At 64.4% G+C, this 19,923-nt stretch carries 18 protein-coding genes; 10 read left to right on the top strand and 8 right to left on the bottom strand.

Annotated elements, in window-relative coordinates:
• Positions 1–27: 27 nt before the first annotated feature.
• Both ychF and V7R84_RS07660 read right to left on the bottom strand, forming a co-directional pair.
• Positions 28–1,101 (bottom strand): redox-regulated ATPase YchF, encoded by a 1,074-nt coding sequence (ychF, locus tag V7R84_RS07655; RefSeq protein ID WP_338573738.1) that lies wholly within the window; start codon positions 1,099–1,101, stop codon positions 28–30.
• Between the two features lie 389 nt (positions 1,102–1,490).
• A complete protein-coding gene (locus tag V7R84_RS07660; protein ID WP_338573855.1) occupies positions 1,491–2,756 on the bottom strand; it encodes a M18 family aminopeptidase in 1,266 nt (421 codons plus the stop codon).
• 89 nt (positions 2,757–2,845) lie between these two features.
• Between V7R84_RS07660 and V7R84_RS07665 the strand changes: the two genes are divergently transcribed.
• On the top strand, positions 2,846–4,033 hold the full coding sequence (locus V7R84_RS07665; protein WP_338573740.1) for a DNA recombination protein RmuC: 1,188 nt from the start codon (positions 2,846–2,848) through the stop codon (positions 4,031–4,033).
• Between the two features lie 115 nt (positions 4,034–4,148).
• Here the strand turns inward: V7R84_RS07665 and alr are convergent, their stop codons facing one another.
• On the bottom strand, positions 4,149–5,261 hold the full coding sequence (gene alr / locus V7R84_RS07670) for an alanine racemase (RefSeq protein WP_338573742.1): 1,113 nt from the start codon (positions 5,259–5,261) through the stop codon (positions 4,149–4,151).
• Between the two features lie 70 nt (positions 5,262–5,331).
• Between alr and V7R84_RS07675 the strand changes: the two genes are divergently transcribed.
• Positions 5,332–6,120 (top strand): hypothetical protein, encoded by a 789-nt coding sequence (locus V7R84_RS07675; RefSeq protein ID WP_338573743.1) that lies wholly within the window; start codon positions 5,332–5,334, stop codon positions 6,118–6,120.
• A gap of 63 nt (positions 6,121–6,183) precedes the next feature.
• Here the strand turns inward: V7R84_RS07675 and V7R84_RS07680 are convergent, their stop codons facing one another.
• From V7R84_RS07680 to pdhA, 3 genes are read right to left on the bottom strand one after another with little or no spacing between them, the layout of a single operon-like run.
• Positions 6,184–7,668, bottom strand: a complete 1,485-nt coding sequence (locus V7R84_RS07680) for a dihydrolipoamide acetyltransferase family protein (RefSeq protein WP_338573745.1) — start codon at positions 7,666–7,668, stop codon at positions 6,184–6,186.
• Positions 7,669–7,688: 20 nt separating this feature from the next.
• On the bottom strand, positions 7,689–8,663 hold the full coding sequence (locus V7R84_RS07685) for an alpha-ketoacid dehydrogenase subunit beta (RefSeq protein ID WP_338573748.1): 975 nt from the start codon (positions 8,661–8,663) through the stop codon (positions 7,689–7,691).
• Positions 8,660–9,739, bottom strand: a complete 1,080-nt coding sequence (pdhA, locus tag V7R84_RS07690) for a pyruvate dehydrogenase (acetyl-transferring) E1 component subunit alpha (RefSeq protein WP_338567663.1) — start codon at positions 9,737–9,739, stop codon at positions 8,660–8,662. Before pdhA ends, V7R84_RS07685 begins: the two co-directional genes overlap by 4 nt.
• A 372-nt stretch (positions 9,740–10,111) precedes the next feature.
• On the opposite strand from pdhA, the gene V7R84_RS07695 reads away from it, so the two are divergent.
• The 6 genes from V7R84_RS07695 (at position 10,112) to V7R84_RS07720 (ending at position 16,025) form a co-directional block, all read left to right on the top strand.
• Positions 10,112–10,483, top strand: a complete 372-nt coding sequence (locus V7R84_RS07695; RefSeq protein ID WP_338567665.1) for a DUF6507 family protein — start codon at positions 10,112–10,114, stop codon at positions 10,481–10,483.
• Between the two features lie 1,214 nt (positions 10,484–11,697).
• The gene (locus V7R84_RS07700; RefSeq protein ID WP_338567667.1) at positions 11,698–12,621 is read left to right on the top strand and encodes a Tox-REase-5 domain-containing protein; all 924 of its coding nucleotides are present in this window, start codon (positions 11,698–11,700) and stop codon (positions 12,619–12,621) included.
• Positions 12,622–12,737: 116 nt separating this feature from the next.
• Positions 12,738–13,904: a hypothetical protein gene (locus tag V7R84_RS07705; RefSeq protein WP_338567669.1), complete on the top strand. Its 1,167-nt coding sequence runs from the start codon at positions 12,738–12,740 to the stop codon at positions 13,902–13,904.
• A 177-nt stretch (positions 13,905–14,081) separates the two neighbouring features.
• Positions 14,082–15,161, top strand: a complete 1,080-nt coding sequence (locus V7R84_RS07710; RefSeq protein ID WP_338567672.1) for a DUF6177 family protein — start codon at positions 14,082–14,084, stop codon at positions 15,159–15,161.
• Entirely contained in the window at positions 15,161–15,496 is a 336-nt protein-coding gene (locus V7R84_RS07715) for a hypothetical protein (RefSeq protein WP_338567675.1), read from the top strand. Before V7R84_RS07710 ends, V7R84_RS07715 begins: the two co-directional genes overlap by 1 nt.
• 55 nt (positions 15,497–15,551) lie before the next feature.
• Entirely contained in the window at positions 15,552–16,025 is a 474-nt protein-coding gene (locus V7R84_RS07720) for a YfbM family protein (protein ID WP_338567677.1), read from the top strand.
• A 47-nt stretch (positions 16,026–16,072) separates the two neighbouring features.
• Here the strand turns inward: V7R84_RS07720 and argF are convergent, their stop codons facing one another.
• Positions 16,073–17,065 carry an ornithine carbamoyltransferase gene (argF, locus tag V7R84_RS07725; protein WP_338573857.1) on the bottom strand — a complete coding sequence of 331 codons (993 nt, stop codon included), beginning with the start codon at positions 17,063–17,065 and terminating at the stop codon, positions 16,073–16,075.
• A 101-nt stretch (positions 17,066–17,166) separates the two neighbouring features.
• Positions 17,167–17,616 carry a low molecular weight protein-tyrosine-phosphatase gene (locus V7R84_RS07730; RefSeq protein WP_338567680.1) on the bottom strand — a complete coding sequence of 150 codons (450 nt, stop codon included), beginning with the start codon at positions 17,614–17,616 and terminating at the stop codon, positions 17,167–17,169.
• 175 nt (positions 17,617–17,791) lie between these two features.
• On the opposite strand from V7R84_RS07730, the gene V7R84_RS07735 reads away from it, so the two are divergent.
• Positions 17,792–18,478, top strand: a complete 687-nt coding sequence (locus V7R84_RS07735; RefSeq protein ID WP_338567683.1) for a response regulator transcription factor — start codon at positions 17,792–17,794, stop codon at positions 18,476–18,478.
• The gene (locus tag V7R84_RS07740) at positions 18,475–19,917 is read left to right on the top strand and encodes a HAMP domain-containing sensor histidine kinase (protein WP_338567686.1); all 1,443 of its coding nucleotides are present in this window, start codon (positions 18,475–18,477) and stop codon (positions 19,915–19,917) included. The genes V7R84_RS07735 and V7R84_RS07740 overlap by 4 nt, the downstream gene beginning before the upstream one ends.
• Positions 19,918–19,923: the final 6 nt, after the last annotated feature.

Here is a 19,923-nt window from a genome sequence, read left to right on the forward strand (position 1 = left end):
GCGACGCCGTCTTCAAACTCACACCCCTCACACATTGAACCGGAATTCCACGACATCGCCGTCCTGCATGACGTAGTCCTTGCCCTCCAGGCGCATCTTACCTGCCGCCCTTGCCGCCGCTTCGGAGCCTGCCGCCACGAGGTCGTCGAAGCTGACGACCTGGGCCTTGATGAAGCCCTTCTGGAAGTCGGTGTGGATCACCCCCGCCGCTTCGGGGGCCGTCGCCCCCTGGGGGATGGTCCAGGCCCTGGCCTCCTTCGGGCCCGCCGTCAGGTAGGACTGGAGACCGAGGGTGTCGTAGCCGACCCTGGCCAGCACGTCGAGGCCCGGTTCCGCGATTCCCATCTCCTCCAGGAAAGCGCGGCCCTCCTCCTCGTCCATCTCCACCAGCTCGGCCTCGAACTTCGCGTCGAGGAAGATCGCCTCGGCTGGGGCGACGACCTGGCGCATGCGGTCCTTGAGGTCCTCGTCGGCCAGTTCGTCCTGATCGCAGTTGAACACGTACAGGAACGGTTTCGCGGTGAGCAGGAAGAGGTCGCGCAGCAACTCCAGGCCCAGTCCCGAACCGTGGATCCGCTTGCCGGATTCGAGGACCTCGACAGCCGCCTGCATGGCCTCCAGCTTCGGGCGCGACTCCTTCTTGATCCGCGCCTCCTTCTCCACGCGCGGCAGCGCCTTCTCCACGCTCTGGAGGTCCGCGAGGATCAGTTCCGTGGTGATCGTGTCGATGTCGCCAGCCGGATCCACCTTCCCGTCGACGTGCGTCACGTCGACGTCCTCGAAGACGCGGGTCACCTGACAGATGGCGTCGGCCTCACGGATGTTGGCGAGGAACGCGTTGCCCATGCCCTCGCCCTTCGACGCCCCCCGGACAATGCCCGCGATGTCCACGAAACTCACAGTGGCGGGCACGATGCGCTGCGAGCCGAAGATCTTCGCCAGCACCGGCAACCGGGAATCCGGCACCCCCACCACGCCGACGTTCGGTTCGATCGTCGCAAACGGGTAGTTGGCCGCCAGCACGTCGTTGCGGGTCAGCGCGTTGAACAGGGTCGACTTGCCGGCATTCGGGAGGCCGACGATTCCAATGGTGAGAGCCACGAGCGACGAGTCTACGGCACACCACCCCAGGAGGGGGCGACGTCGCTCCGGCAAAAATATTTACGAACCTCTTGCGTTTCCCAAATGCTATGGGTTAGGGTTTCCTCAGTAACCGACACAGTTGGTCACAGGTGTTCAGGACCACCGTCATGCGCTCTGCCACAAGCGCTCGACAGGCCCGCCGCGCCGGCCTTTTTCTCTCCTTGGGCCGGGTTCGCAGGCGGGCCTGCACGCTGTTTCCAGGGGTTCCACAAGTATGAGCACTGCCCCGCTACCGCTGCGGAGGGACAGCCGAGGGAGCGCGTCCCCGAAAGACCGTCGGGTGGCGCCGACACGACCCGCTCATCGACGCTCGTGAGGCTCGACTCAACCGACGTCGGGGGAACCGGTCACCCCACGAGGTAGGCGCGCAGCGCGGCGGCCAAATGATGCGGGTCATCCACCCCGCACATCTCCCGAACCGAGTGCATCGACAACAACCCGATGCCGACGTCCACCGTCACCATGCCCAGCCGCGTGGCGGTGATGGGACCGATGGTGGAACCGCAGGGCATCGCATTGTTGGACACGAATACCTGCGACGGCACCCCCGCGGCCTCGCAGGCCCGCAGCCACAACGCCTCACCCACCGCGTCAGTGGCGTAACGCTGATTGGCATTGACCTTCAGCATGGGGCCGCCGTTGGGAGCGAGATCGACTCGCGGGTCGTGGTGCTGGGGGTAGTTGGGGTGAACCAGGTGCCCGGCATCCGCTGACACACAAGAACCGCGGGCGTACAGCGCTTTCGTCGCGTCGAGATCACACCCTGCGACAGAGACGATCCGCTCCAGCACGTCCTCGAGGAACGGCCCAGCCGCCCCGGAACTGGTGGCGGAACCGATCTCCTCGTGGTCGAAGGCGGCCAGCAGCACCAGGTCGTCGCCGTCGCCCAGGTCCTCGATGGCCGTCAACCCGGCGTGGGTGCTGGAGAGGTTATCCAGACGAGACGAGGCGAAGAACTCGTTGCGCAACCCGAAACGAGCCGGAGGCTGTGAAAGGTAGGTGAACAGGTCGTGTCCCAGGACATCGCCAGCCCTCACCCCGGCCTGTTCCGCGAGGACCGCCAGCAGATCGGGTTCGGCATCGAGGGTGAAGACGGGCTGAGTGTGGGTCTGTCGATCGAGCGTGAGACCGTCATTGACCGACCGGTCCAGATGAATGGCCAGCTGCGGGAGCCTGGCCACGGAGTCGAGACGCACCAAGTGCTGGGTGCCGTCGCGGGTGATGATGCGACCCGCGATGCCGAGTTCCCGGTCCAGCCACGAGTTCAGCAGCGCACCGCCGTAGATCTCGACGGCAATCTGACCCCACCCGCGGAAGGAGAAGCTGGCCTCGGGTTTGACCTTCAGAGCCGGGGAATCGGTGTGAGCACCCACAACACGCAGCCCGGTGGCCTCGTCGATGCGTTCCGGTTGTCGCCAGGCGATCACGGCGCCGTGTCGCACGACGAAGAACCGACCGGCACCCCGCGGGAACCGGCCCTTCTCGTCGACCGGGACGAAACCGGCATCGGAAAGGCGCGACGCCATGCTCGAGGCCGCGTGATAGCTCGTCGGGGAGGCCGTCACGAAAGCGGCCAGGTCATCCAGATGGGAGGAAGGAGTCGAGAACACGATCCCATTCAACACCCGCCCCGGCAGAACCGCTCCCCACACGGGCGTGGGGTGCGGCAAAAAATGTCGGTGCCGTCTGCGACCCTTCCCTCATGGACACTTCCTCACTGCTCCTGGCCGTGGTAGCGCTGCTGGTCGGCGTGGCCCTCGGTTTCCTGCTCGCCCGCCAAAGCGCCGCCACCCGCACGGCACGCGCCGAGGCGGAACGCGACGCCGCCATCCAACGAGCCGCGGACGTCACCGCGGACCGCGAACAGCTCGCCCACCAGTTCCGAGCCCTGTCGGCGGATGCCCTGGAGAAGCAGACGCACCAGGCCGACCGCGCCGCGGAACTGCGCCTGACCCCGATATCCGAGGCGCTGCGGCAGCTCCAGCAGCGGCTGGCGGAGGTGGAGAAGCAGCGCACCGCCCTGGCCGCGGAGCTCAGGCAGCAGGTGGAGGGGGTCCGGGTCTCCGGCGAGGCGGTGAGGAAGGAAGCGGCGTCGCTGGCGTCGGCGCTGCGGGCCCCTCACGTGCGGGGCGCCTGGGGTGAGTCCAGTCTGCGGCGGATCGCGGAGGTCGCGGGGCTGGTGGAGCACTGCCATTTCGAGACCCAAACCAGCTACACCTCCTCGGATGGCAACCGGCTGCGCCCCGACATGCGCATCGACCTCGACGGGGGCCGGGCGGTATTCGTGGATTCGAAGGTGCCCCTGTCAGCCGTGCTGGAGGCCTGCCAGGCCGAGGACGAGGAGGAACGCGCCGCGCACCTGCGGCGCTTCGTCAGACACGTCCGCACTCACATCGATCAGCTTTCCGCCAAGGAGTACTGGGCCCTCGATGCCGGCAGTCCCGAGTTCGTGGTGCTGTTCCTCGGCAGCGACGAGTTCTACCGCCTCGCTCTGGAACAGCAACCCACCCTGCACGAATACGCCGCCGCCCGTCGAATCACCCTGGCGGGTCCGGGTCTGCTGATCCCACTGCTGCAGATCATCTCCCACGGCTGGCGGCAGTCGCGGCTGGCGGAGTCGGCGACGAGGATCAGCGCGCTCGGACGCGAGCTGTACTCCCGACTCGCGACCCTGGGATCGCACTTCGAGAAACTGGGGGCGTCCATCAACGGCACGGTCAAGAACTACAACGCCGCCATGGGCACGCTGGAATCGCGGGTGCTGGTCTCGGCGCGACGCTTCCGGGCGTTGGACGTCTCCATGGACGAACTGCCACAGCTGAACTCCGTCGACGAGGGGGTCCGGGCCCCCGTCGCCCCGGAGCTGACAGCTCCTCCGGAGGCCGGGTGAAAGGTCTCATCACCGACGGTTCCCCTGTCCGCGAGCCGGGTGCGCCGGCCCTCACGAGTCGGCTCACCCAGCTTCGGGACGAACACCCACGCCCCTATCCCCGCACCCCAGGGATCTACGAGTAGATGCGCAGCACCCTGGGCGCGATCAGGCACGGCACCTCATAGGTGATGGTGCCCATCAGGTCGGCGAGTTCCTCCATGGTGATCTGCTCGTCACCCTGACGTCCGAGCAGCACCGCCTCGTCGCCCACCGCGACCTGCGGATCGTCGGGGCCGAGATCGATCATCGTCTGATCCATGCACACCCGACCCGCGATCGGGCAGGAACGCCCACCCACCAGCATGCGACCCCGGTTGCTGAACAGTCGCGAGTAGCCGTCGCCGTACCCGACGGGGACGGTGGCGATCCACGTGTCGCGGGGGGCGGTCCAGGTGCGGCCATAACCGACGGTCTCCCCCTTGGGGACGCGTTTGAGGAACGAAATCCGCGACGTCCAGGTGCCTGCGGGGCTCAAGCCCTCCCACGCAGTGGTGGAGTCAGCACGGTAGCCGTAGGCGATGATCCCGGGGCGGATCAGGTTGGTGCCCGTCAGGTCGTGGCCGAGCACCGCCCCGGAGTTCCCGGCGTGGACGTAGGGGATCTCCCCGACGGCGTTGCGGATCTCATCGACGACGGCGATGAACCGGGCAAGCTGGTCCTTGGTGAATTCTTCACCTTCGGGACAGTCGCTAATCGGCAGGTGGGTGAACACGCCCTCGAGGATCAGATTGGGGCTTTCCTGGATCTGTGTTGCCAGGGCGACGGCATCGCCGGGATGGACACCGACACGTCGCATGCCGGTGTCGATCTTCAGGTGCACGGGGTGGCGGACATCTGCGCGTTCGGCGGCTTCCTGAGCCGCCCTCACCCCCGCAGCATCGCCCACGGAAATGGTCAGGCGCGCGGCGATGGCGCGATCCAGCTCCTCCGGAAAGCACGGCGAGAATTTCAGGGCGGGAAGCTCGACACCCCCCTCTCGGAGCTGCTCGGCCTCCGATACCTCTGCCACGCCGAGCCACTGGGCGGAGCCCACGGATTCGACATGCCGGGCGACGGGAACTATCCCGTGCCCGTAGGCGTTGGCCTTGACAGGAAGGAGGACTGCACGGCCGGGATTGCGTTCGCTCGCCAGGGCAAGATTCGCGTCGATGGCGGCCAGGTCTACGTTGAACTGGGAAGGACACATGGCCTCATTCTGACGCACATAGCGAGACCGTGGGATGGCGGTGTCCGTTTCGAGTGGCAGAATGGCCCCCATGTCGAACAACCAGTGGACCGGCGCCCAGGATTGGAACGCCCAGCCCCAGCAGTCGAACGCCCAGGATTGGAACGCGCAGTCGGCCCAGGATTGGAACGCATCTGCGCAACAGCCCGCCCAGGATTGGAACGCGCAGTCGGCCCAGGATTGGAACGCATCTGCGCAACAGCCCGCCCAGGATTGGGGGGCGCAGTCTCAGGATCAGACCACCATCCAGCCCGCAGCCCAGGATTGGAACGCACCCGCGCAGGACCAAACCTCTGTGACCGCGGCGCAGGATTGGAACGCCCAGCCCCAGCAATCCGTCCCGTCCGCCCCGGATTGGGGTGCGGGTGTCTCGGGCCAGGAGAACACCGCCCAGCAGAACATGCAGGACTGGAACCAGCAGGCGGCCTGGGGTGCGGCCCAGCAGTCGTCGCATCCCCAGCAGCAGTGGGGCGGCCAGCAGCAGGCCGCTGCTCCCTACGGCGGCCAGCAGCAGTGGGGCGGCCAGCAGCAGGCCCCGTCCGGTCTTGGCGCGCTCTTTGACTTCGGTTTCAGGGGCAGCGCGCTCAAGAACGGCATCGGCACCATCTACCTGGTGACCGTGATCTGCTTTGCGGTCTTCGCTCTTTTCGAGCTCGTCTCTGGCATCGGTGTCAACGGCCAATACGGTGGAAACGTCTTGCTCATCCTCCGCTCCCTGTTCGTTCCGGTGGCGTTGGCCTTCGTGGGAATCATCCTGTCCCGCGCCTTCCTGGAGGGAATGGCCGCCTTGGTCAAGAAGAACGACGACAAGCAGGAGTGACACCTCCCCCCACGAACCATCAGGCCGGGCCCACAGCGGGCCCGGCCTTCATCGTTTCTGGGATCAGAACAGCAGCGCCAAGGCGGGTTCTGCGAGGATCTCGGCGACGTCGTGGAGGAACCGGGATCCCTGCTCACCGTCGATGACCCTGTGGTCGAAGGAAACAGCCAGGGTGGTGACCCAGCGCGGCACGACCCTCTCCTCTGCACCGACACCCACCACCCAGGGACGGCGCTGAATGGCGCCCATGCACAGGATCGCCGATTCGTCGCCATTGATGATGGGGGTTCCCGCATCGACCCCGAAGACACCGACATTGGTGATGGTGAAGGTGCCTCCCGCATAGTCGGGGGGCTGAAGCTTGCCCTCACGGGAAACGGCGACGAGCTGATTGAGGGCCCGGCATAGCTCCAGGAGGCTGAGGTCCTGCGCGGCCTTGATGTTGGGCACCATCAGTCCCCGCGGGGTGGCGGCCGCGACACCGAGGTTCACGTCCCGGTGGTAGACGATCTCACGATTCTCCTCATCCCAGGACGTGTTGAGGTCAGGATTGCGACCCAACGCCAAACACACCGCCTTCGCGTGAATCAACAGTGGCGAGACACGCAACCCCGCGAATTCCCGTCGTGCCCTGAGCGTCTCGACGAACTCCATCGTGCCGGTGACATCGGTGGTCAGCCACTCGGTAACGTGCACGTGGGTGCTGACGGAACGCACCATCGCCTCGGCGGTGACCCTGCGTACCCCCTTGATGGGAACACGACGCTCCCCACGACCCTCCGGACCGCGCGACGACCCGAATCCGTGGCTTCGCGGCCCCGGATCCTGGAAACTGGCGGCGTCGTTGACGACCCTGCCCTGCGCAGGCTCCTCCCGAACACCCTCCCCCGCTGCCTGGGACCGTTCGAAGACCCATGCAGCCTCGACATCGGCGCGGGTGATGGTGCCCTCCGGCCCGGTTCCCGCGACCTTCCCGAGATCGACCCCGAGATCGCGCGCATACTTGCGCACCGGCGGTTTGGCCCGCGCGGACTGCGGATCAGAGGCCAGCACTAGCGTCGATTCGGTGGGCGCATCACCCGCCTCCGGCAACGGATCACCGACGGGAGCGGCGACGACCCGACCCGCCGGATCCACGTCGTCGGGACGCCGCGACGGCTCACGAGGGGCATAACTCTCCCCCAACGCTTGGCGGGCGGCCTCCGCATCCCGACTGGCAGTGCTTCTGCGGCGGCGCCTCGACCTGACAGTTTCATCGCGCGGCCCGTAGCCGACGAGGGTCGGGGGTTCCTCCTCACCACCCTCCACGCCGTCCTCGATCTCAACGATGGCGGTGCCGACCTCCACCGTGACCCCCTCCGCCACCAGCAACGACGTCACGGTCCCGGCATAGGGCGAGGGCAGCTCCACCAGCGACTTGGCGGTCTCGATCTCGACGAGCACGTCATTGACATCGATCTCCTGCCCGACGGTGACCCGCCAGGCGACAATCTCGGCCTCGGTGAGGCCCTCACCGGGATCCGGGAGAAGGAACTGGCGTTTCATCATCACTCCTTGTTCTTCTGGGTTCACCAGGTCAGGGAACGGTCGAGGGCGTCGAGGATGCGGTCCACCGACGGCAAGAACTCGCCTTCCAAGCGCGACGGCGGGTAGGGAATGTCGTAGCCGGTGACGCGCAGCACCGGGGATTCCATGTCGTAGAACAGGTCCTCGTGGAGGCGGGCGGCGATCTCCGCGCCCAGCCCGAGGGTGCGGGGCGCCTCGTGGACGACGATGGCACGGCGGGTACGACGCACGGAGGCGGCCAAGCTCACCCAGTCGATGGGCGCGAGGGATCTGAGATCGACGACCTCCACCGATGTGCCCTCCTCTGCGGCGACGGCGGCGGCGTCCAGGCAGGTGCGCACCATCGGCCCCCACGCGATGAGGGTGGCGTCGGTTCCCTGCCGCAGGATTCCGGCCTGGTGCATGGGGACGGGCCGCTGCTCGGAGTCCACCTCCCCCTTGACGTGGTAGCGGCGTTTGGGTTCGAGGAAGATCACAGGATCTGGGGATGCGACGGCCTGCTGGATCATCCAGTGGGCGTCGTGCGGGTTGGAAGGGGTGACCACCTTCAACCCAGGGGTGTGACAGAAGTAGGCCTCGGGGGATTCGGAGTGGTGCTCGACGGCCCCAATGCCACCGCCGTAGGGGATGCGCACCACCATCGGCATCGGCTGGCGCCCGGCGGTGCGGGCGTGCAGTTTCGCGACCTGCGTGACGAGCTGATCGAAGGCAGGGAAGACGAAACCGTCGAACTGGATCTCGGCGACCACACGGTAGCCGCGCATCGTCAATCCCACGGCGGTGCCGATGATTCCCGATTCCGCCAGCGGCGAGTCGATGACCCGGTTGGTTCCGAACTCCGCCTGGAGGCCCTCCGTGACGCGGAACACACCACCGAGTTTCCCGACGTCCTCGCCGGTGATCAGGACCTTCGGATCAGCCTGGAGGGCACGACGCAGGCCCAGGTTGATGGCCTTGGCGATCGTCATGGTGCTCATGCCTGCTCCCCCACTGCCCATTCGGCGTACTCGCGGCGCTGCGCCTCCAGAGCGACGGTGTTCTCGGCGTAGACATTGTCGAACAGTTCATCCATGGTCAGGTCCGTCAGCTTCGGGATGGCGGCGCGGATCTCGGCACCGAAGTCGCGGGCATCGGCGTCGAGGGCGGCCAGCCAGGCGTCGTCGATGACCCCTTGCCGTTTCAGGTGGGCAGTCAAGCGGGTGATGGGGTCGCGACCGGCCCACTCGGCGGTTTCCTTGTCGAGGCGATACTTGGTGGGATCGTCGGAGGTGGTGTGGGCGCCCATCCGGTAGGTGAAGGCCTCGATGAAAGTGGGACCCTCGCCCTGGTGGGCACGTTTCAGGGCCCAGCGGGTGACGGCGTGGACGGCCAGCACGTCGTTGCCGTCCACCTGCACCCCGGGGAACCCAAATCCCCGGGCGCGTTGGAACAGCGGGATCCGCGACTGCAACGCGATGGGTTCGGAGATCGCCCACTGGTTGTTCTGGCAGAAGAAAACCACGGGGGCGTTGTAGCTGGCCGCGAACACATAGGACTCGTTGACGTCGCCCTGCGAACTGGCCCCGTCGCCGTGGTAGGCGATCACGGCTGCGTTGTCGCCATCGTCGTTGCCGACGAGGCCATCCAGCTGCAATCCCATGGCGTAGCCGGTGGCGTGGAGGGTCTGGGAGCCGATGATGATCTGGTAGTTACGGAACCGGTCGAGCTGATCCCAGGCCCCGGCGTCACACCCCCGAAACAGGGCCAGGATCTGCTGAAAGGGCAAACCGAGAGCGAGGAAAACGGCGTGTTCCCGATAGGTGGGAAAGACGACGTCGCGGGCTCCGAGGGCGTGAGCGGAGCCGACCTGCGCGGCCTCCTGGCCGAGGGCAGGCGGCCACAAACCGAGTTCGCCGTGCCGCTGCAGGGCCGTGGCCTCGGTATCGAACCGCCGTGCCAGCACCATGTCCCGAAGGTACTGGGTCAGGTCGTCGTCGGTTCCCTCGAAGGAGAACTCGGGGTTCTCGACGCGCTGCCCATCGGGGGTCAGCAACTGCACCATGTCGTGTTTCATGACCTCTCCTAAAACCTACGCAACCGTAGCCTACGAGTACGTAGGTTTCCTCCAAAGGCCGAAAACCTACAATTCCTCCGACGAGATTTGTTGGTTCCATCCACCCGCCCTGGGAGCCACCCCACGCCCTTACATGCGACACGAGGCGCACTCGTGTCGTCTTTTTGGTCGACACGGAGTCGACGCGCGTCAATCGTTCACAGGTATTGCTCGAAGTCGGGTCGATTTTGGTCAGGTCCCGATACGAGACGTCCTGACCTCTCGTGCAACCCGGGGGTTGCGGGCGCCGGGGCTTCTTCGGTTGGGTTCTGTACCGGGGGCCGGCACGGCGGGCACGAATGTCGCCGTTGAACTGTAGAAAGGGAACTGCTGATGTCGCAGTGGAAGATCGTCCCCTCGGCGGTAAGGGCGGTGCTGCTGGAGGTTTCCGGGCAGCAGGAGGGCCTGGCCGCCACGTTTTCCGAGAAAGACCTCGAAGCCATCGAGGCTGCCTTGTCGTGGTGCCCGGAGGTCGCTGGATACATTCCAGCCGCACTGAATCGGGTGATGGGAACCCAGAAGAAGAACCTGCACACGGTGGCATCGCACGTGAACGCCGGAATCGTGGGCGTGGGAAATGCAACGATTTCTTACGAGCAAGCCCAACAGGAGATGGCTGACAACTTCGAGAGGGAGATGTTTAATTCAGCAGCATCTGGGGACTTCTCGTATTTCGATCAACACGGCTACAAGGGCGAGGAGTAGGACATGCCGGGCGAAAACGCTCCAGTGGACGAAACGGGCCTGATAAACCCAGACGCCTTTCCTTGCAAACCGGAAACCCTGGATCCCGAAACGATCGATTCCGCTGGCAAATCCTTGCGCTCCATGGGCGTCGATATCGTTTCACGGACGACTGCGATCAGGGAGTCATGGTCCAGGTTACCTGCCATCTACGAGTCTCCGGAACAGGAGCAGGTGTACAGCTTGATGCTGAAAACCACCATCCCCTCCTTTGAGATCAGGGCTGCACTGGTAATATCGGGATCGGCCATCCAGGATTATGCCAGCACGATGACCACGATAAAAAAAGAGCTTCAAGACCTGGATAAGGATGCAAGGGAATTCCGGAAAGAGGCTCAGGCCGGATACGATGAACAGGTGCCGGATTCGAGCGTCACGATTCCCCGGCCCGCCGGCGTGGGATGGATTGGTGCCGCGCCACCATTGAAGACGGAGAAGACCGACTGGCGACGCCATCAGCATGCCGTCGACAAGAACAACGAGTTCGTGGCGAAATACAACGCAATCTACGTGAAGATCGCTCAAGCCGTCAGCGAGTGCGCGGACAAGATCAACAAAACGGACTCGACGGTGTGCATTCCAGCTCCTCCGGCCCCCACCCTCGAAGAACTGGAGCAGATGGGGCCCATGCCTTGGGGAGCCCCCGGGGAACGTCAAGCAAAAAACTGCGCTGACTCCTTCAACATGGGGGCCAGTCGGTTCCTTCAGGAGGCCTGGGACGGCACCAAACGCCTCGCCGGCTTCGACGAGCACGGCTGGAGTATCGGGAACACGTGGAACACGATCTGGAGCGGTGCGGTGGGCATCACAGACCTGGGCACATCGCTGGTCGTATCCGTTATCGTGACTCCCTTCATCGTGTGGGGAGGATACAAGCCCAGCGAATGGGAACGCGAACGCTTAGAAGTCTTTACCCGCGCCGGGTCGGACATGGTGGGCTTCGATCTCGACGCCCACTGGGCCGGAAAGGACGGCTGGCACAAGTGGACGAACGATCCCATCGCCACCGCAACCGAGCTGGGGCTCGGGTTCTTCGGAAAAGCGGCCGCTCTGAAGACCTTGGGCAAGCTCGGCCTGCTTCCCAAAATTCCACACCCGGCCACACGTACCTGCGCAACCAGATCCCGAGATTCACAACCGGGCTCAAGAACTTCAACGCATCCCTCAAGGATTGGATGCACAAGGGCAACCAGAAGATCCTCGAAGGAATCGACAAACTCGGTGAGACGGCCGACAACCTGGCCAACGAGATCCGCAAGAGACACGGTCGCCAACCCGCCTACGCTGGCGCGCCCAACAATGGACGCAGGGGAATCGCCAACAACTTCGACGTCGTCCATCACACCGCGGATCCCACCCCCGGCACCGGCAAGCGCTCCGAGAACTCAGCCAAACCACGCCGAGCCACTGACGATCCTCACCCAGACGCTGGCGATCATCAGGCTCACGGTTCCGACGGAACCAACCCCTCGGCTCCGAACTCCGCATCAGGTCGCACACCCCAGCATCTGCCCCCGGGAACGAATCCTGACTACTATCCCGACGGCCTACCGCACCCGGATCCCCACATGGGCAACGAATGGACCGGCGACACAAGACCCGGATTCGACAAGCCCCGAACCCCGACCCCGGGAGATTCCGATGGCGGTCCCGGGGAATGGCAGACCCGCAACCGCGGGATGTCCAAGGCAGCCGCCGAGTACCAGAAGCACGTCACCGGGGTCGATCACACCCTGAACGCGAACGAGAAGAGTTTCGCGATACAGGAGTACATTGTCCGCAAATCCGACGGGCAACCAGTCGACTTCGATGGCCACGTCTGGCGCAAGGACGGCAACGGAAACCCACAGGAGGTCTTCCTCGAAGCCAAGAACAAGTACGGCTGGCTCTTCGGAAAATCAAAGGGATTGGAAACAAAGCGCATCCAAACCATGAACGACTTCTACGATCAAATGAGGCGCCAACTGGAAGCAATGCCGAGGGGAGCAAAGCTCGAGTGGCACTTCCAGGAAAAAATCGTCGCAGACGAGGTCCGGAAAGGACTCCCACCGAAACTACAAAGCCAAGTCGACATCTACTTCAATCCCATCAAGGAATGACATCAAAAAATAAGCATCAGATTCGACCGAGAAAAACCCTTTCAGGGAAACCTAGCTTCATCAAGAAACCCCATCAAGATATATATCCCACAAGTCTCCTAAAGTAAAGGAATAAAATGACAAATCACGACACGCATGAAACCCCTCTTGAGTGGCATGGTTTCACCGCCATCTGGTTCAACCCGGACGGGACGCTACGAGACTTCACCCCCGGGGTGTCCCGATTTCTCAAGGATGCAGAAGAAATAGTTCCGGAGTCGAAGGGAAACTGGTTCATCATCGAGGAGAACAGCAGCACCGACGCCGAGGTCATCGCATCCGCCATCTCAACCAGAAAGGTTCCAGGCGTTCGAAATGCGGACGGCTCACCGGTCTATTCCGAAGGCGTCTCAGGTGAGGCCTACCTCGATGGCGATGACGACAACCTCGCGTTGGAAAACTCCGTGGGACGGTTCCGGCTTCACAGGGATGTCGATCAGGCTGAGCAGCAGACGTTCGATCTCATTCTTCACAGGTCGACCTTCCCCATGCTGTCCGAACTGGTCCGCTCAGCTGCCAAACACCTCCACCCCGACTACATCTCCGGAATCAACACCACCTTCAACCAGGACATGATCAACGCCCGAACCGCTTCATGGGACGCGGTTCCCCTCGTTGGGCTCGTCTCCTGGGTACGCGGCCTCCACCCCCGAGAACTCGCAGGCTACCCCGTCACCAACATCGAAGAATACGAAGGCGGCCTGTACTTCGAAGCCATCTCCGACCAAGCCGGCACCACCCTCGCCCAACTCGCCGACCACCTCGAACACATCGGCACCCGCCACGCACTCGGCCTCCTCCCCGAACGCAGCAACTTCGTATGGCCCAACCGCCCCGGAGCCCCCACCCCCCTCTACGGAAACCCAACCTTCCAGGCCTACGTAGCAGGCCTCGAACTCCCCGAAGACGGCAGCCCCCTCCCCGTCTACGTCATCACAGACCCCCACGGAAAAGAACTCCCCTTCCACGGACACGTCTGGCGCTCCGTCCCCGACCCTGCCACCAACCAACCCCACCCCCAAGAAATCTTCCTCACCGCCCTCGGCGGCTTCCCCACCAACCTCCCCGAGACCATCATCGAAGGCTGGGCCCAACACGCCACCCACCAAATCGCGGCCATCCCACCCACCGCCCACAACGAATGGCACCTCGACAACCGCGACCTCGCCAACCGCCTCCGTCAACACTTCCACGACCACAACATCCCCACCCGCGTCTACTCCCACAGCCAAACCACCACATGATCAGAACCTTCGACACGGCCCCTCAACCCGGCTCGAACTCGCCTGATCATGACGGGACCCGCCGCCTACGCGACAGGCGACTACTCCGGATGGAGCTCATCGCGAAGATGGTCGGGTCGGTCTGCTAACCCATTCACGTGTGGCCCCGGCCTTCCTTGCTGCGCAGTAGCCTGAGTCATGACCACTTCAGACCCCCAGTTTGCCGAGTTCTGGGAACCGGGCATCCGATTGTTCGTCTCAGAGTGCGACCAGGTGATCCTCACCGAGCCGATACGTTCCTTCATCCTTGAGGCACGCCACGACGGGCGACGACCGGTGCTGCTCACCAAGGCCTCGGCCCACATCGGGTGGTTCGTCGCCGACGAGCTGCGAAACGCGGGTGGCCGCTGGGTGGTGCAGGATCCCGAGGGCCGCGACCACGACGCCACCACCGGAGTATTCATCTCCGGTATGGCCGACCTGTGGCAGGACCTCTCCCCGGATCGTCCCACATTGTCGTCCTTCGAACGGGGACAGGATCAACCCGGACTGGGAACCTTCTTCTTCGAGGTTTTCTCGCGAGAACGCGCGCGCAACAGCACCCGGTGCGGCAGGGTGGCAGAGCACATGGTCTCTGGACTCGGGGGCGGGCGCCTCATCCGGTGGGATGAGTGCGAGCCCTTGGCCACACCCTGGGATCTCACCGCCATCACCACGTCCCTGCAACAACAGATGCCACTCACCCGCCGCCATCTCGGGCGAAGCGACCGGGGCGCCATGGTCAGCATCGCCGTCGCCAGAACCGACCAGGGTTTGCTGGAACACACACGTGGACTGCTGCCAACCGGTCCTTACGGACAGCCAATCGGTCTTCCCGACGGGGCCTCCCTCGCCATGCACCCGGCGATCACGGAGACACTGATGGAGCTTGGGACCCGCTTCCGGCCCAACATCGCGATCATCTCCTACGGCGAGGCGGAGGAACGAGACGGTTCTCTCGGGCAGCTCGCGATTCAACGGCACGGCGAGGTGCCACTGGCCGCGCTCATCGGCCCTCCGGCCGTGCGTGACCTACGCATCGACATGGAGGAAATCTCCCGGACCCACGACGTCACCCCCGTCGGTTTGAAGAAAGCCCCCAGCATGCTGGTGCGTTTCAGCCGGGGCGACGACTTCTGGCTTCAGATGATCTCCTTCATACACGCCCTGGAGCAAGAGAGACTGGCCACAGCCCTGGGGGGCACCCCCGTCGATCACCCCGGGAAGGAACACCACTGATGGCTGTTGAGCTGGTTCTCCTGAGCGACACTCCCCCCACCCTCGAACTCCAGCAGCTGGTTCTCGGTGCCATCATCGGATCGGGCATGGTGACCCAGTGGAGCAATGGCGCACTCAGCACCATGTTCTCTGAAACCGGAACCCCACTGCTGCGGGTACACACCCCGAAACCGATTCAGGACGGCACCGAGGCCAGGGCCGCTCTCCACGATCCCCCGAAGACCTTCACCTGGTGGACCGACCTCGTGCTCCTCGACCAGCAGAACAGAACCACCATGCAGGTGGCCGTCGCACTGGCATCGCACGTGAACGGCATCCTGCGAATCAGAAAGTGACATTCACGAGGAAAGATTCTGTTCTCCCTCCAAGATGTCCCCTTAAGCTGCCACCATGCTTGGACTTCACCTCCGCCTCGACGCAGCTGACGTCTCCCGCCTGACGGACAACGAGGAAGACCTCGCGGACATCCTGGAAGAGTTCGAAGAGGACGAGGAACTCTTCGACCGCGCATGCCAGACTGACAAGGCATGGGAGCCCATCCACAACGCCCTGGCCCCCGACGGCGAAGACGACGAATGGCCCGCCCGAGGGGTCATCGGCGGGGCCCGCACCCTCCACGAGGACGACGACGTCTGGGTCACCCACTCCAGCCCTGACGAGGTGACGGAGATCGCCCGGTGGTTGGACACCTTCGGCGACGACGACTTCCGTCGCTCCTACACCGAAATGCCCGAGGAACTGCGCGGCCCGGAACACGGACCGGAGGAAGAAGACTACGCCCTGGAGTCGCTGTCGGATCTGCGCAGCTTCTACCTCGAAGCCGCAGCCGAACGTCGCCACGTCATCTTCACGGTCTACGGCTGAGTCGACACCACGCACCGCAGGTGCGCAGTCGACCGAAGAGTGGAGGCTCAGTCAGCGAGGGTTGCCACCAGAATGGCCTTGATGGTGTGCATCCGGTTCTCAGCCTGGTCGAAGACGATGCTCGCCTCCGACTCGAAGACCTCGTCGGTGACCTCCAGCGAATCCAGTCCGGTGGTTTGGTAAATCTCCTCCCCGACGGTGGTGTTGCGGTCGTGGAAGGCGGGCAGGCAGTGCATGAACTTGACCCGCGGGTTCCCAGTGGCCGCCATCACGTCCGCATTGACCTGGTAGGGCTTCAGCAGTTCGATGCGCTCAGCCCACAGTTCCTTCGGTTCCCCGAGTGAGAGCCACACATCGGTGTGGAGGAAATCAGTTCCCTTCACGCCCTCCGCGATGTCATCGGTGATGGTGATGCGGGCCCCCGTCTTCGCGGCGATGGCCTCGGCCTGGGCGCGCATCTCGTCGGTGGTTTGGAGCTGTGTGGGAGCGATCAGACGGATGTCGGCGCCGACCATGGCGGCTGAGATCAGGTTCGAGTTGCCCATGTTGTTGCGCACGTCGCCGATGAAGGCCCACGACGTCTCCTCCAGGGGCTTGCCGGAGTGCTCCAGCATGGTGAGCTGGTCGGCGAGCATCTGGGTGGGGTGCCAGGAATCGGTCAGGCCGTTGTAGACGGGAACCCCGGCATAGCGCCCCATGATTTCGAGGGTTTCCTGGGCGAAACCGCGGTACTCGATGCCGTCGTACCAGCGACCGAGTACACGAGCCGTGTCAGCAGCCGACTCCTTGTGGACGAACTGCGACCCAGCCGTATCGAGACGGGTGGCATAGCCGCCCTGCTCCGTCATGGCCACGTCGAAGGAGCAGCTGGTGCGGGTAGAGGTTTTCTCGAACAACAGGGCGACCTTCTTGCCCACCAGCCGTTTGACCTCGCGTCGTTCCCGCCTTTCAGCCTTCAGCTGGGCGGCGAGGTCCAGGACGGCCACCCACTCGGCAGGAGTGAGGTCGGTTTCCTTGGTGAAGCTGCGTCCTTTGAGCATCACGAGGCCTTTCTGCGAGGAAGTTCACAGGGTATCGCGACAACCCACACGCGCACGCCGGTGTCCGGAACAACGCATCGCCTGCGACGAGACAGGCGGGATCAGGTGAGGGCGTCGAGGATGCCCGGCATGGCGGCCTCAATGTCAGCCAGGGTGCTGCGGAACCCGGAGGCGGGACCGTACCAAGGGTCGTCGAGGTCCTGGCCCTTCGGCATCGCAGGATTGAAGTCGTTGATGAGGGCATAGGTGGCGTCGGGGCAGAGCTGTTCGAGCCTGTCGATGTGGAACCGTTCGGCGGCGACGACGAGGTCAGCCGAGGCGAGGTCGTCGGCGGTGACCCGCCGGGCCCGATGCCCGTCGGCGGAGTACCCGGCTTCGCGGAGCACGGCGGCGGCCCGTCGGTCGATGGGGTTGCCCGATTCCTCGGACGAGATGCCGACGCTGTCGGCCTCCACGTCGAGACCCCGCTCGGCGGCCATTCCACGGGCCACCCGCTCCGCCATCGGGGAACGGCAGATGTTGCCCCAGCACACAAACACGACCTTTGCCATGGGCAGCAACCCTAAGGGCTCCGCGGACGAACACCGGAACAAACCCGGCCCCGGGTCGCATTTCGCAGACTGATGGACCCTCCCACGTGCACCGCGTTGTACCTCCCCGGGGTAGTTTGCCTGCCGCACCGGTGTTTTTCGTTGGGTTTCAGGTTTTTGATGGCAGGCTTGTGCCATGCAGATCCTGGTGGTGGACGACGACCAGGCCGTGCGTGACTCGCTGGCCCGGTCCCTGAAGTATTCCGGCGACGAGGTGACGACTGCCGCTGACGGCGTCGAGGCGCTGGCGCAATTGGCAGGGCACACCCCGGATGCGGTGATCATGGACGTGATGATGCCTCGTCTCGACGGTCTGGAAACCACCCGCATGCTGCGACAGTCAGGCAATGACGTTCCCATCCTGATCCTCACGGCTCGTGACGCCGTCGGTGACCGGGTGGACGGTCTCGATGCCGGCGCCGACGACTACATGGTCAAACCCTTCGCCCTCGACGAGCTGCTGGCACGGCTGCGGGCCCTGACACGGCGCTCGAAACCGATTCAGGAAACCGACTCGAAGGTCCTCGTGTTCGGCGATGTGACGCTGGATGCACAGCATCGGGAGGTGACCCGCGCGGGAAAACACATTTCCTTGACCCGCACCGAGTTCGCCCTTCTTCAGGCCTTCATGGAAAATCCCCGCCGCGTGATGGAGCGCAACACCCTTCTCAACGAGGTGTGGGGATTCGAATTCCCCGCCACCGCGAACTCTCTCGAGGTCTACATCGGCTACCTGCGTCGTAAGACCGAGGCGGGCGGCCTGCCCCGTCTGATACATACGGTCCGCGGCGTCGGCTACGTGCTGCGTGAAACCGCCCCGTGATCGGTTCGTTTTGGATCCGGTTCCGGCGGGGCATCGAAAGGCTCATCACGGGCCAGTCGCTCCGCTCTCGCCTGGCTTCATTGACCGGGATATCGGTGGCCGCGGCCGTGCTCCTGGTCGGTTCCACGGCCTATTTGTCCACGCGGATCTCACTGCGCGACCAGCTGGATCGCGAATTGTTGTCGGCTGCCCGCACCACCGCCGCGATCATCAACTCCGACATCAGGAATCTTGACAATCTCGGCCCCGGGCTCGGCACCTCCCAGGAATTGTTGGCTGTCACCACATCGACGGGAGAAACCGTCCAGGCTGGGAAGCAATCCTTGGCGCTGGCCCCCGAGGCCGGGGAGGTCGCCGTCGCCCGCATGCAACAAGGGCATCGTGCCCGTTCCGTGAAGCTGGGAGACGGTCAGCAGTATCGCCTCGTATCAGTGCCGGTACGAGCCCGGGATCGCGCCGGCCAGCCGCAAAGCTACGCCATTCTCTACGCACGGCCCCTGACATCGCTGGACACGACGCTGAACTCACTGTGGCTGGTGATCGCGCTGTCCGGGCTGGTGGGGATCCTGACCACGACCCTCACGGCTCTGTGGATGGCGCAGACCGCCCTGATGCCGGTTCGGCGCCTCTCCACCGCCGTGAAGAACGTCACCCAAACCGATCAACTGAACCCGATTCGCATCTATGGCCGCGACGACCTGGGTGAGTTGACGCGCAGTTTCAACCTGATGCTGAAAAGTCTCCAAACCTCACGGGAACAGCAAAGACAGCTGATCGCGGATGCGGGCCACGAACTCCGCACCCCTCTGACGTCGATGCGCACCAACATCGAGCTGCTGGTGGCCGACGACAAGTCCGGAATGTTGCCGGAAGGGGCTCGCTCCGAAATCCTCGACGACGTCTCCGCCCAGCTCGGTGAGTTCTCAGCCCTCGTCGGCGACCTGGTGGCCCTGACCCGCGACGACCATCTCCAGCGTCAGCCGGAGCGGCTCGACCTGTCGGAGGTGGTGGAGGCGGCGCTGGCCCGTGCAGCCCGTCGCGGACCGAACATCACCTTCCACACGACCCTGGAGCCGGTCCCGATCCTGGGAGATGCCCCCACGCTGGAACGCGCCATCACGAACCTGCTGGACAACGCCGTGAAGTTCTCCCCCAGCGACGGCGAGATCTGGGTGGAGTTGACCTCGGCCGGGGTGCTGACGATCGTCGATTCGGGTCCGGGAGTCGCCGACGAGGACCTGCCACACATCTTCGACCGGTTCTACCGCTCCGACCGGGCCCGCAACACCCCGGGTACCGGCCTCGGTCTGGCCATCGTCACCCACATCGTCGAGGCCCATGGTGGCTCGGTCCGGGCAGGGAACCAACCAGGCGCCGGGGCGAAGTTCACCATGCGGCTGCCGGTCCTGGCCGCCCCCGAATCGCCCCTGTCTCCTTGAGGAAAC

Origin of the sequence: Arachnia propionica (genome assembly GCF_037055325.1) — a bacterium.
Taxonomy (GTDB): Bacteria; Actinomycetota; Actinomycetes; order Propionibacteriales; family Propionibacteriaceae; genus Arachnia.